The 12,463-nt window shown below is 62.6% G+C and carries 11 protein-coding genes; 6 read left to right on the forward strand and 5 right to left on the reverse strand.

Annotated elements, in window-relative coordinates; translation table 11 throughout:
• Positions 1 to 5: 5 nt before the first annotated feature.
• A complete protein-coding gene (locus ACP7DW_RS16385; protein ID WP_426055206.1) occupies positions 6 to 728 on the reverse strand; it encodes a S24 family peptidase in 723 nt (240 codons plus the stop codon).
• 170 nt (positions 729 to 898) lie between these two features.
• On the opposite strand from ACP7DW_RS16385, the gene ACP7DW_RS16390 reads away from it, so the two are divergent.
• From ACP7DW_RS16390 to ACP7DW_RS16400, 3 genes are all read left to right on the forward strand, one after another.
• Positions 899 to 1,288, forward strand: coding sequence for a winged helix-turn-helix transcriptional regulator (locus ACP7DW_RS16390; RefSeq protein WP_426055205.1), 390 nt, complete (start codon positions 899 to 901; stop codon positions 1,286 to 1,288).
• 81 nt (positions 1,289 to 1,369) lie between these two features.
• Positions 1,370 to 1,798, forward strand: a complete 429-nt coding sequence (locus tag ACP7DW_RS16395; RefSeq protein ID WP_426055204.1) for a hypothetical protein — start codon at positions 1,370 to 1,372, stop codon at positions 1,796 to 1,798.
• A 277-nt stretch (positions 1,799 to 2,075) separates the two neighbouring features.
• Positions 2,076 to 3,575, forward strand: a complete 1,500-nt coding sequence (locus ACP7DW_RS16400) for a nucleobase:cation symporter-2 family protein (RefSeq protein WP_426055203.1) — start codon at positions 2,076 to 2,078, stop codon at positions 3,573 to 3,575.
• 27 nt (positions 3,576 to 3,602) lie between these two features.
• On the opposite strand, the gene ACP7DW_RS16405 is transcribed toward ACP7DW_RS16400, so the two are convergent.
• Entirely contained in the window at positions 3,603 to 8,645 is a 5,043-nt protein-coding gene (locus ACP7DW_RS16405; protein ID WP_426055202.1) for a diguanylate cyclase domain-containing protein, read from the reverse strand.
• A 235-nt stretch (positions 8,646 to 8,880) separates the two neighbouring features.
• Here ACP7DW_RS16405 and ACP7DW_RS16410 point away from each other — a divergent pair, with 235 nt between their 5' ends.
• The 3 genes from ACP7DW_RS16410 (at position 8,881) to ACP7DW_RS16420 (ending at position 10,977) form a co-directional block, all read left to right on the forward strand.
• A complete protein-coding gene (locus ACP7DW_RS16410) occupies positions 8,881 to 9,243 on the forward strand; it encodes a hypothetical protein (RefSeq protein ID WP_426055201.1) in 363 nt (120 codons plus the stop codon).
• Positions 9,244 to 9,286: 43 nt separating this feature from the next.
• Positions 9,287 to 9,502 carry a hypothetical protein gene (locus tag ACP7DW_RS16415; RefSeq protein ID WP_426055199.1) on the forward strand — a complete coding sequence of 72 codons (216 nt, stop codon included), beginning with the start codon at positions 9,287 to 9,289 and terminating at the stop codon, positions 9,500 to 9,502.
• A gap of 494 nt (positions 9,503 to 9,996) precedes the next feature.
• Positions 9,997 to 10,977: a hypothetical protein gene (locus ACP7DW_RS16420; RefSeq protein WP_426055197.1), complete on the forward strand. Its 981-nt coding sequence runs from the start codon at positions 9,997 to 9,999 to the stop codon at positions 10,975 to 10,977.
• 265 nt (positions 10,978 to 11,242) lie between these two features.
• On the opposite strand, the gene ACP7DW_RS16425 is transcribed toward ACP7DW_RS16420, so the two are convergent.
• From ACP7DW_RS16425 to ACP7DW_RS16435, 3 genes are all read right to left on the reverse strand, one after another.
• A complete protein-coding gene (locus ACP7DW_RS16425; RefSeq protein ID WP_426055196.1) occupies positions 11,243 to 11,785 on the reverse strand; it encodes a site-specific integrase in 543 nt (180 codons plus the stop codon).
• Positions 11,786 to 11,815: 30 nt separating this feature from the next.
• Positions 11,816 to 12,250: a hypothetical protein gene (locus ACP7DW_RS16430; RefSeq protein WP_426055195.1), complete on the reverse strand. Its 435-nt coding sequence runs from the start codon at positions 12,248 to 12,250 to the stop codon at positions 11,816 to 11,818.
• Positions 12,251 to 12,373: 123 nt separating this feature from the next.
• Positions 12,374 to 12,463 (reverse strand): integrase core domain-containing protein (locus ACP7DW_RS16435; RefSeq protein ID WP_426055194.1); only part of this gene is annotated, 90 nt, incomplete at its 5' end.

Genomic DNA, 12,463 nt, shown 5'->3' on the forward strand with positions numbered 1-12,463 from the left:
CATTCTCAAATCCGGTCGCTTTCCTTGCGCACGACCCTGCCGACGATCAGGCATTCATTGCCACGGCAGAGTTTGCGGTGGTATTTGCGCTGATCCGGGTTGTCCGAGGTCAACCACCATTCGCCGATATCGCGCGCCATGCGCTTGACCACCGGTTCGCCTTCGTAATTGATGGCAAATACAATGCCGTCGGCCGGCCGCTTGTCGGCCGTATTGATGATCACCACGTCGTCCTCGTACAGGGCCGGCTCCATGCTCTCGCCCTTGACCTTGATGGCCACCAGTTTTTCAGGGTGGTAGCCATTGCGCTCGACCCAGCTGCGCGGCACGCTGATGGTGCTGCCATCGTGCGTTTCCGGTTCGATGGCAAAGCCCGTGATGCCGGCCGACAGGCGCAGTTTCACCTTGCGGATCGGGTAGAAGCGCGCATCTTCGCCATCGAGCACCACCACCGGCTGTACCTCACCTGGCGCGCCCAAGGCGCGCGCCGCCAGTTCCGCCTGGTCGGGCGCGGCACCCTGGTCGAAGTACATGCTGCCCAATTGCAGGTCCGCTTCCAGCTTGCGCGCGATTTTTTCGCTGAAGGCGCGTCCCTCGCGGTAGGTGGGCGAGAGGATTTGCGAGATGCGCGCCTCGCTCCAGCCGCTGACGTCGGAAATTTTCTTGCGCGTGTTGTCGTAGTGCTCGCGGATCAGGGCCAGCAGGCGGTCGCGTCTGTATTGATACATATTCATCTCCACATTAAACCCGAAATTTACCGTTTGATAAATTACCAAATGCTTGACTTTAACATTAGCGATTGATAAAGTCCACTCGTTGCCTGTCGCAAACGCACTACAGCGTCTGCCGATGGGCGACACCACGGGAGGTCAGGCAGATGTTGAACAGCAGTCGGTTGGTGGAAAGCAGGTTGGCGCCGCGCCAGGGGCGCCAGTTACAGGGACGCAGCAAGAAGTCGCAGCTGCATATCGCCCGCATCGTGCAATACATACGCGAGCAGGGCCAGGCCAGCGCGGCGCAATTGTCCGCCTTGCTGGGACTCGATGCGGGCACCATGAGCCGCTATTTGCGCCATATGTGCAGCATGGGACAGATTCACCTGGCGCAGCGCCATTGCACGGAACCGGGGCGCCAGCGACCCGCCCTGTACGCGCTGGGCGAACCGGACGAGGAGGTCGACGGCTGGGCCGAATTGCCGCCGCAGGTGCGCCGCACGGCGTGCTGGCCACGCGGTGCGGCGCGCCGCGATCCGCTGGTGGCGGCCTTGTTTGGCCCGGCGCAAGGGTAGGGCAGCAAGCCGCCTTCTCAAATGAATGACAGCAAGCAAGCTGCCAAGCGCAGCTTTTTTTGCCGCAACTGAAAGCACATCATGCATATCGATATCACCGCCGCAGGGGCTGCCTGGATCAAGCTGCTGGGCGTCCCTTTGCTGGCCGCCTTCTTTGCCACCTTGCTCAGCTTCATGGTCATGTGGCCACGCAACTGCAAGGAGGCGCTCATCCGTATTTGCTCCAGCATCATCATTGCCACGTTTGCCGGTCCCGTGCTGGTGTCGGCGGTGCTGGCGTGGTGGCCCGGCCTGTTTGACAGCGCGCAAACGGTGGCGGCGCTGTATGGCTGTGATCCGGCCACGGGCTTCCTGTTCATTGCCGCACCGCTGATGGTGCTCGTCGGTTTGCCGGCGTGGTGGCTGGTGAGTGCCAGCGTGCGCTGGTTCGACCGGCGCCGCGACAAGGATATCGGGGAACTGGCGGCCGATGCGGCCGCTGCCGTCAAGGAGGTGCGGACGCGACGCTGACGGCGCTGGCGTCCCCTTTTAGTGCATGCTCATGGCGGCGCGCCTGAAATCGGTGCGAAGGGGCAGGGCGCCATGCGCCGTCATGCTGGTTTGTCGCCACAAACTGTATACAATTTTACCTGGCACGAAGCGTGCATGGCATACCTTGGTCATCCCATCCAAGGAGCTTCGCATGCCTCATCCACCGTCAGTGTGTTCCTGTCGTCCCGTTTCTCTCTTGCTTTTCCCTTTCACCTGCGCCCATCCGGGCCGCGGTAACCCAGGAAATGGAGCGTAAATGGCCTCTCACCGCTTGAAATCCATCCACCGCAGCGTTCCGGGCAGCACGCCTGCCGCGCCATCGCCCGTCGATGAAATCCTGCCAGCCGGCAAGTTGTTTACCCTGGGCTTGCAACATGTGCTCGTCATGTATGCGGGGGCCATCGCCGTGCCGCTGATCGTCGGACGCGCCCTCAAGCTGCCGCCCGAGCAGGTGGCGGCACTGATCAGTGCCGACCTGTTCTGCTGCGGCCTGGTGACCCTGATTCAGTCCCTGGGGATAGGCAAGTACTTCGGCATCCGCCTGCCCGTGATGATGGGCGTGACCTTTGCCGCCGTCAGTCCCATGCTGGCCATGGCGAACAACCCGGCCCTGGGCATCACCGGCATCTTTGGCGCCGTGATCGGCGCCGGCGTCGTTTCCATGCTGATCGCGCCCTTCATCAGCCGCCTGCTGGCCCTGTTTCCGCCCGTGGTCACCGGCAGCATCATCGCCGTGATCGGCGTGTCGCTGATGCGCGTGGGCGTGAACTGGGCCATGGGCGGGCCGCCCGCCATGGCGCAAATTGCCGATCCCGCCTTCCTCAAGATGGCCGCTGCCGCCACGGCGGCCGGCTTGCCTGCGCCGCTTGGCCCCGTGCCGCTGATTGCCAACCCCGGCTATGGCGCGCTGGACAATATGGGCATCGCGTTCTTCGTGCTGGCCGTCATCTTGCTGGTGGCCAAGTATGGCCGCGGTTTCCTGTCGAATATCGCGGTATTGATCGGCATCATCGCCGGCACGGCCCTGTCGTTTGCCTTGGGCAAGGCCGATTTTGCCAAGGTGGCCGGCGCCAAGGCCTTTGCCATCGTCACGCCGTTCCAGTTCGGCATGCCGACCTTCGACGTGGTTGCCATCGTCACCATGAGCCTGGTGATGATCGTCGTCATGATCGAGTCCCTGGGCATGTTTTTGGCGCTGGGAGAGATGACGGACAAGCGCATCACGCAGGACGACATCAGCCGCGGCTTGCGCGTCGATGGCCTGGGCACCCTGATCGGCGGCATCTTCAATACCTTCCCGTACACTTCGTTCTCGCAAAACGTGGGCCTGGTGGGCGTGACGGGCGTGCGCAGCCGCTGGGTCTGCGTAGCGGCCGGCATCATCCTGCTGGTCATGGGCGTGATTCCGAAGATCGCGCAAACGGCCGAGTCCGTGCCGGCGTTCGTGCTGGGCGGGGCGGGGCTGGTGATGTTCGGCATGGTGGCCGCCACCGGCATCCGCATCCTGGCCGGCGTCGACTACAAGAGCAACCGCAACAACCTGTTCATCGTGGCCCTGGCTATCGGCTTTGGCATGCTGCCGCTGGTGGCCGAGCAATATGCGCAGCACATGCCCAAGGCCCTGTCGCCCTTGCTGCACAGCGGCATCCTGCTGGCCGCCATCGTTGCCGTGCTGCTCAATCTGTTCTTCAACGGCCTGGCTTCAAGCGAAAAAGCGAGGCAGCAGGCGCGCGAAAATAGCCACGGCAGCGATTGAGGCGCCACCCTGTAGCGTGAATGCGGATCAGCCGGACGGCAGCATCCTCAGCACCACGCAGTTGCGCCCCGCATCCTTGGCGTGGTACAGCGCGGCGTCGGCCAGGCGCAGCAGGGCGTCGGGATCGGCGGCGCCCGGTGGCGACTGGACCGCGATGCCGACGCTGATCGTCACCTGTGCCGCATCCGCACTCGCATGGGGGATGGCCAGCTCTTCGATGGCGCGCCGCAGCGCTTCGCCGATCTGGCGCGCCTCGTCTGCGCCCGTGTTCGGCAGCACCATCGAAAACTCTTCGCCGCCGTAGCGCGCCGTCAGGTCGCCTGCGCGCCGCATGCCGGCCGCCAGCGCCTGCGCGACCCGGATCAGGCAGGCATCGCCGGCCTGGTGGCCGTGACGGTCGTTGAAGCGCTTGAAGTAGTCGACATCGAGCATGACGACGGCCAGCGGCTGGCCGACGCGCGTGGCGCGCGCACATTCGGCGCGCAGCACGTCGTCGAAATGGCGCCGGTTCGCAAGGCCCGTCAGGCCGTCGGTGATGGACAGGGTTGCCAGCTTGCGGTTGGCGTCTTCCAGCTGTTCCGTGCGTTCGGCAACGCGCCGCTCCAGGCTGTCATGCAGCCTGGCGCTGGAGATCGAAATCATCGCCTGTACACCGAGCATGCGCAGGAAGGCGACGCGCTCCTGCGTAAACGAGGCTTCTGCCAGCCGGTTCTCGAAGTACAGGATGCCGTCGATCTGGCCGCCGTGCCGGATCGGCAGGCACATGACGGCACGCGGCCGCCGCAACTGCACGTACAGGTCGGCGGCAAAGCGCGACACGCCCGTGATGCTGTCTTCGATCACCTCGGCGCCAGTGCGGATCACGTAGCGCAGCAGCGACAGCGGGAACTGCGGGTCGCTGGCGGCGTTCAGGTCGAGCCGCCGCGCTTGCAGGACGGTGATGCCGTCGCCATCGATATTGGCCTCCAGCTGGTAGCTGCCTTCGGACAGCAGCAGCAGGCGCGCCACCTGCGCACCGGCGTTTTCGCACACGATGGAAATGAGGCGTGTCAGCACATTGCGCAGGCCGACTTCGTTCGACAGGATCTGTGCCGCCTTCAGCAGCGACACCAGGTCGAGCGCGGAACTGCCGTGCGTGTGGGTGCCCGCATGCGACAGCGTGGCGCGGCCATCCATCCGTGACAGCAGCGCAGCGTGGCGCGCCCGCAGTTGCGTCACCTTGCCCTCTGCGCCCCACTGGCCGTAGTGCGCGATGGCGTCCCGGATGAAGACGCCGGCCACGCGCGCGTGGCCCTGCTCGGACCAGTATTCGCCGCACAGCTCATTGCCCAGCGCTTGCACGTTGACGTAGCCTGCCAGGCCGGCGGCGTCGATCGCCTGCCGGTAATGGCGCGTGGCCAGTTGCAGATCGTCCCGGTAGCGTGCCATCTCGGCCATCACCAGCAGATGTTTGGCAGCGCTATTGTCCGAGCCTAGCCTGGCCCACTCGGTGAGGCTCGCCTGCAGTGCATCGATCACGCTCAGCACGGCACCCGCGTCGGGGCGCGCAGGAGTGCGACGCAAGGCGCGGATCAGGATCAGCGCGGCGTAGAAGCTCGACTCGGCAACCTTGGCCTGGCCGCGCATGATCTGGGTGACGATGCCGAGCTGGCCGGCCAGCAGCTCGGCATCGGCGCCGTCGAACAGGTAGGCGTTGCGGATCTTGCCTTGCAAATAGTAGGCGCGGTACAGCTGCGAATCGCCATACTGTTCGAGGAAGCGCGCCTCGCTGAACGTCGCATCATCGTAGCTGTCGTGCCGGGGCAGGCGGCCCATCAGGCATTTGATCGGCTGGATGGCCGCGGCGACGCAGCAATCGGCCATCGCCTGCTGGCCGTTGGCGCGCATCAGCGCCAGGTCGTGCTCGATGTCGTGCATCAGGTGCGGCAGATAGTCGCCGAGGATCATCCGTTCGGTGGCGCGCACGGCCGCCACCACGCCGACCTGCACGAAATCGGCGATTTCCAGCGCCCAGCCAAAGGCTTCTTCGTACAGGGCGTCGGAGCTGCGCAGGGGCTGCGTCCAGTGGCTGATCAGCGCGCCGAACATCAGGCCCGTGAGTGTGCGCGTCTGCAGATTGGCACGCCGCCTGGCCAGCGTCATCGCCATCGCGCCGAAGTCGTAGCCGCGCGCCACGTCGCCGTCGTACAGCACCAGCATCAGCGCGTAGCCGACATAGGCGACGGCGCTGAAATCGCTGTTCCCCCGTTGCATGGACAGGCGCGTCATCGACACCACCATCAGCGCGCTGAGATCCTGCTGGCCGGCGTAATAGCTGGCCATCCACAGGCCTTGCATCATCTGCATCGCGGCCACCGCGTCCGGCGCGCACATGTCGCCGGCCGCCAGCAAGGTGTCGGGCGCCTGCGCGCCTGGCAGCCGCCCGATATCGGCGAGGATGTCGTTGAAGCGCGCCTTCATGTGCGCGACATCGTGCGCAATGGCGATGTTCAACTGCGCCAGGCCTTCGCGCTGCACGGCGATGGCGTCGAGCAGGCGGCCCTGCAATTGATACTGGTGCGCCTGGATGGCAATGCAGCGTACCTGCAGCAGCGGGTGCAAGGTGCGGGCGCGCACCAGCGGATAGATCGCCTCGGCGGCATCGAACTGCCCGCACAGGTACGCCGCTTCGGCCGCGCCCAGCTGCAGGTCGAGCCAGAGGTCGGCGTGGACGCTCCACGCCTCTGCCGGCAGCAGGCCCAGACCAATGCGCATGTGCTCCAGCGTGGCCTGGAACGCGGCCGAGCGTCGTGCCTTGACGCCGGCCTGCAGATTGAGCGCCGCCAGCTGCACGCGCTCATCTGCATCGTCGAGCAGCGCACGGCCGGCGTTGAGCTGTTCGACGATCTCGAACAGTGCACTATCCTGACGCTCCGGCGTGGCATGCCGCAGCAGCAGGCGGCCGATGCGAAGATGGTTGGCCGCGCGGGTAGCGGCATCGGCGACCAGGTAGGCTGCCTGCTGCACCCGGTCGTGCAGGAAGCGGTAATGGACGCCGCTGTGGCCGGCGCGGGTGTCGCCATCGACGTATTTATAGCGTTCGTCGAGCGGCTGGACCAGTCCTGCCTGCAGCGCCGGCCACAAGGCTTGCTGCGTGTGCCGGGGCGAGCGGTCCACTGCCAGCGCAAGCGTGTCGAGCGTGAAGCGGTTGCCGCTGGAGGCGGCCAGTTGCAGCAGGTGCTGCGTTGCCGTGGGCAGGCGGTGGATTTTCTCCAGCAGCACATCGACCACGTTGTCGGTATATTTGACCTGTTGTATCGCGGGCAGGTCCCAGTCCCAGCAATCGTCGGCTGCGCGGTAGCGCAGGTGGCCCGTCTCATTGAGCGAAGCGAGGAACTGGTTGAGGAAAAAGGGATTGCCGGCGGTCCTGGTGTAGCAAATGCGGGTCAGTGGCGCGCAGTCAGGCGCCGCCACGCGCACGGTGGCCGCGACCATTTGCGCAACTTGCGCTTCGTTCAGGGGGCGCAAAAACAGCGTGGACAGGCGCACCTCGCGTGCGAGCAGCTTGTCGCGCAGCGCGATGAGGGGGTGCGCGGCGCTCACTTCGTTGTCGCGGTACGCGCCGATGAACAGCAGGCAGCACTGGTCGCAGGAGAGCATGAGCAGCTCGATCATCCGCAAGGTGGCCGCATCGGCCCATTGCAGGTCGTCCAGGAACAGCACCAGCGGATGCCCGGGGCAGGCGAAGACTTCGACGAAGCGGGGGAACAGGCGGTCCAGGCGCAGCTGGGCCTGTGCCGGTGCCGACGCGGGCACCGCGTCGGTGGGGCCGACGATCAACGCCAGTTGGGGAATCAGTTCGACCAGCACGCCGATGCCATCGCCCAGGGCGCCGTGCAGTTTTGCGGACCACTGCCGCAGCGTTGCTTCGGGCTGGCCCAGCAACTGGCGCACCAGCCCCTGGAATGCCTGGATCAGCGAGGCATACGGGACGTCGCGCTGCAGCTGGTCAAACTTGCCGGACAGGAAACAGCCGCGTCGGGCGACGATCGGTTTCTGCACTTCGTTGACGACCGCCGACTTGCCGATGCCTGAATGGCCGGCCAGCAGCAGCATCTCGCAGCGGCCCGCGGCACTGCGTTCGAACGCCGCCAGCAGCATGGCGATAGCATCCTCGCGCCCATGCAGCGTCTGCGGCACCAGGAAGCGGCCATTGTGGTCGGACAGCTTGAGCGCCTGCGCCGGCTGGTCCGCGCGGCAGGCTTCGAGGTCGCTGCGCAGGCCTTGCAAGCTCTGATAGCGCTGATCGGCATTTTTTTCCAGCAGGCGCTGGATGATCGGCAGCAGCTGGCCCGGCAAGTTGGCGAGTGCCGGGTGCGACCAGTCGGGACTGCGGGCAATGTGGCAATGCACGAGTTCCATCGCGTCGCCCGCCTCGAACGGCGCCTGGCCGGCCAGCAGTTCGTAGAAGGTGGCGCCGAGCGCATAGAAATCGGCGCGCCAGTCGACCCGCCGATTCATGCGCCCCGTCTGTTCCGGCGCCATGTAACGCAAGGTGCCTTCCAGGGCCTGGAGATTGACGATGCCATGGCTTTCGTAGGGCAGTTCACAGGCGATGCCGAAATCGGTCAGCTGCAGCAGGCGCCGGTCGGCGTTCCACACCAGATTGGAGGGATTGATGTCCTTGTGGATCACGCCATGACGATGGACCTCTTCCAGCGCCGCGCACAGTTGCAGCGCGATGTCGAAAAAATCGTCCAGCGCCAACGCAGGCTGCGCCGGCGTCCTGCGCGCCGCCAGCTGCGTGCGCAACACCTGGTCGAGCGCCAGGCCGCCGCTGTCTTCCTGCAGCATCGTCCAGCACCCGCCGTGCAACTGCAGCGCCAGCGGATGCACTACGCCAGGATGACGGCAGCGGCGCGCGATCGCATACTCGCGCTTGAATTGCGCCAGTTGCTGAAAGGAGGGGAACTGCTGATTGGGCTTCTTGACGATCAGCGCGGTGCCATCGGCGGCCCTGGCGCGATACACCCGCGAGCGGCCACCGCTGTGCAGCTGTTTGATGATCTCGTGGTCGAAAAGGGAGCGCATGGGCTGGGCTGGCGGTACACAAACGGTTGCGGGAGCCTTGAGGCGCACATTTCGTGGTGTTACTTGATTGTAAGTATTATATCAGTAGGAAGTCGTGGCGAAGCGAGAGGAGCGAAGGCTGTTGTTGCAAAAATGTCGGCGATACCGGGTGCACGCGTGCTTTGGCTCGGTGTGGCCGCGCCCGGCTTACTGGTAAATAGTCAGGTATTTCGCGGGAATGTCGAGCGGGTGGAGCATGCCCGCTAAAGCCAGGTCAATCAGCAGGGCGACCACGGCCACAGCGCCGGCCGCCGCCGGCATCGAGGCGTTTTCCTTCGGCGACCCGACGCCAGTGCTAGAGCACGCCGACATTCTCGATTGCTTCGAATGCTGGAAGAATGGCCACTGGTATGAGTCGCCCGTCAACCTGGCGGGCCTGGTCAAGTCCTTCAATGCTGGCGTGCACCACAGCAGCGCCATCCACTTCAAGGCCAACGTGCTGGCTTCCACGCTGATCCCCAGCAAGTACCTGCCGCGCGCGTCTTTGCGCGCAACGAGCTGGTGCCGCTGTAGGCGCAGTTCGAAGCGATCAACGAGTGGGCCGGTGTGGAAGTGGTGAGGTTTGCCCCGTATGACCTGGCCATGGGCGGGGAGGGGGCGGCATGAGCGACCATATCGACAACACCGACAAGATCATCTTTGCCGAAGTGGCGCGCGGCCTGGCAGCCGTGCGCGGCCGGCCCGCCCTGGTGGCGCACGGCTGCTGCCACTACTGCGACGAGGCGCTGGCCCCGGCCCTGCTGTTCTGTGGCGTGGATTGCCGCGACGATTACCAGAAGGAACAGGCGGCGAAGGCGCGCGCCGGCCGCCCAGGATGACCGCCACGTCGCGATAGCCGGCAGGGCAGGGCCGCCGACAGCCCAGCCGTGCCCGAGCGCCCCAGCCACTGCACAAGCCGCCCACGAGGCGGCTTTTTCACGTCCTGACGAATGAAGTTGCCGATGGTGCAAGAAAAAGTCCCATTTCGGCCCGGCGCGCGCAGTTGCCTCCCTTCCACACCTGCCCGCTATATAGGGGTCTTTTGACTCAAATTTGCGCCATGGCCGAAGGCGCATGAGGACTGGTGCGGCGGGGCGAAGAGGCGGTATGCGATTTGACGCACTTTGAGCGGTTTTTTGTGGGCGTTGTGCCATGGTGTGGCGGCCCTCATGCCCGGTAATGTAATTTCGTGGGGGTACGGTCCCTCGTCGGCTTTATCCTTGAATTTTATTGAATACAGCGGCGCCTTCTAATTTCATAGGTTTGCTGCCCTTCATTTCTAAATGCATTACTGTCAGAATGTTGGCAATATTCAATCACACAAGGATAAAAAATGATTTTTTTGCAATCTGGACTAGGATTACTGGTCGGAGTAATTGTTGCTGGACTCCTTGGCGGATGTACTACTACAGACAAGTATGCGGCCTATAAAAATGAAGTCCAACAAGATTACGTCGTGGCAGGTAAATTCCAGCTGATGACTGCTGATCCGCGCATGAGCGGCCAGAATTACTACGCACGATTGACCAATTCGAATGGTATCTGGACCAGCGAAGTGAGTGCCAAACAATTCCGGCGAACCAATGAGCTCCAGGAGTTGTTCGTAATAGATGCAGAGAAAATGCAGATCAAACCAGATTTCGTTACGGCGCGTGGCGACCATGTCATCGTGCCTGACAAGTATCAAACGGTAATTTGCCCTCCCGACTTCATCTCCAGCGAGTGGAAAAAAGTGAAATACACTGTATGTACGACAGCGTTTTCTGCTTCACTTGGCAGTGTCAAATGGACTGAGATGGCATCGGTCGTTGCAGGGTCGGACTTGTCAGAGAAGGTGCTTAGTATGGCAGCTGTACGAGCCAAAGATGCTGCGCAGGCAGAGGCGGATAAAAAGGCCATGGCTGCCCGAGTTGAGAAAGACGCAAGGTTGAGGGCGATCCAAGACAAGGAAAAGTATCAGTTGCTAAAGCGCGACAGCGATGCACGCGCTGACATCCAATTCGAGGCGAGTAACAGAGCTCGCGCGCTGCAATGCGGCCCGGTAGATTTTGCTGATTCGTACATCAGGGAGAATAAAAAATACATGGCAGACCAATATGACCATCATTCCGGCCTCAAGGCAATTTTCACTTCCGCCAAAGAGATGGAGCAACAGATAGTGCGTGAGACGACTTCTGCTGTTCTGAATGATGTTCGGGCATGCACCGAGGATGTGCGGAGTATGATCGCTCTTCAAAAAAGCCGCACTCAAAAAATGCTCGATTTCAAACAGGCGGACCAGATGTTCAAACGGAATCAGAAAATTTCTAAATGAGATGTTGTTTTGCTCTGTTACTGCGGTCAGGTCTGCTATTTCAACAGGGATTTACCCCAGGCTTGCATGTACCTACCTGTGTAACTGCTACTCAGGACTAACAAACCGTTATGTCAAAACGTCCGCGAGTAGGTAGTTTGGTAGGTATGATAGTTGTTTTACGTCTGAAATCCGCATGTGCATTGGTTATTCGCATTACACCGCTTTCGCCAAGCAACAAAAAACCGCCTTCGGGCGGTTTTTTGTTGCTTGATCACTGCAGTGCCTATCCGAGCTTGGCCGCCATATCCTCAGCGCTCTCGTTGTAGTAGACCGGAAGCATACGCAAATCCCTGTGGCCCACCATGCGCGCCAGGTCCAGCACGTTCAATTTTTTGGCCAAACGCGTGATGGCCGCATGCCGGCTGTCGTGGAAGGTCAGTCCCTCGATGCAGGATCGTTCGCGCGCTTTGCGGAATAGGGCATCGAGCGAGGCTGTCGAAATGCCGAACAATGGCGCCTCGCCGGAATCCGGCAACAGGGCAAGTAGTGCCAGCGCGCGCGTCGATATCGGTACGTCCCGCCGCACGCCGTTTTTATTGATCGAGGCGGGGAGGCGGGCGACTGCGCCGTCAACCCAGGCAGGCATCAGTCCGCAAATTTCCCCGGCCCGCATTGCTGTCTCGATGGCGAAGAGGTAGGCGACCGCGACCGCCTGGCTCTTCGTCGCCACCGGTTCCTCGGTGAAGCCAAGCGCATTGCACAGGCGCTCGATTTCATCCTCGGTAGGAATGCGCTCGCGGGAAGCCGCAGCTTTGGGACGGCGCACGTCGCTGGTCGGATTGGCCGCAAGCCATTTCTACTCCCTGCGCGCAGTGCTGAAGACGTGCGACAGCAAGTTCAGCTCGCGATTCACGGTGGCGCCACTGACCTTGCTTTCCCCAGTCATGCGCTGATCGCGCCAGGCGCCGAGCAGTTCAGGTGTCACGTTGGCCAGTTTGATATCTTTGATTTTCTGGCCACCGATGAGCACTTCGCCGATGGCGTTGAGGCGCAGCCTTTCCCCGCGCTCACCGCGCTTGTGGATGGAGACTTCTTTCAGATACCGGTCGAATGCGTCGCCGCAGCTTTTTCCGACGACGATGCCGCTGTCGGCGCCGCGCCGGATTTCGGTTTCGCGTTCCGACGCCCAGGCCGCAGCCTCGGCCTTGGTGCTGAATGTTGTAGATTCCCGTGTGCCGAGGATGGCGATTTCTGCCCGCCAGCCGCCAACCCGTTTCCTGAATGAAGCCATGCATCCCTCTCGTTGAGGCGTCATCATGGCGTCAATTTGGCGTAATCGCTACTGGTTTTTGTCTGGTTTAATCTGTATTAAGGGGAATGTCGGGTGTCCAGTCCTAAAATAGGTTGACAGTATTTACTGCTGTAGAAACGCCCGATGCACCGCATCGGGCGTTTTGTATTGCAAGGCCGTATGCGGCCGTTCCTGGTTATAGATGCGCACCGA

The organism is Janthinobacterium sp. PSRC1-1, assembly GCF_049897525.1.
GTDB classification, from domain to species: Bacteria; Pseudomonadota; Gammaproteobacteria; order Burkholderiales; family Burkholderiaceae_D; genus Janthinobacterium; species Janthinobacterium tructae.

Bases quoted from the DNA above. Each gene is read 5' to 3' on its own strand.
- ACP7DW_RS16395 (WP_426055204.1), top strand. From the start codon at position 1,370: ATGCATATCGATATCACCGCCGCAGGGGCTGCCTGGATCAAGCTGCTG.
- ACP7DW_RS16405 (WP_426055202.1), bottom strand. From the start codon at position 8,645: ATGCGCTCCCTTTTCGACCACGAGATCATCAAACAGCTGCACAGCGGT.
- ACP7DW_RS16385 (WP_426055206.1), bottom strand. From the start codon at position 728: ATGTATCAATACAGACGCGACCGCCTGCTGGCCCTGATCCGCGAGCAC.
- ACP7DW_RS16420 (WP_426055197.1), top strand. From the start codon at position 9,997: ATGATTTTTTTGCAATCTGGACTAGGATTACTGGTCGGAGTAATTGTT.
- ACP7DW_RS16415 (WP_426055199.1), top strand. From the start codon at position 9,287: ATGAGCGACCATATCGACAACACCGACAAGATCATCTTTGCCGAAGTG.
- ACP7DW_RS16410 (WP_426055201.1), top strand. From the start codon at position 8,881: ATGCCCGCTAAAGCCAGGTCAATCAGCAGGGCGACCACGGCCACAGCG.
- ACP7DW_RS16400 (WP_426055203.1), top strand. From the start codon at position 2,076: ATGGCCTCTCACCGCTTGAAATCCATCCACCGCAGCGTTCCGGGCAGC.
- ACP7DW_RS16430 (WP_426055195.1), bottom strand. From the start codon at position 12,250: ATGGCTTCATTCAGGAAACGGGTTGGCGGCTGGCGGGCAGAAATCGCC.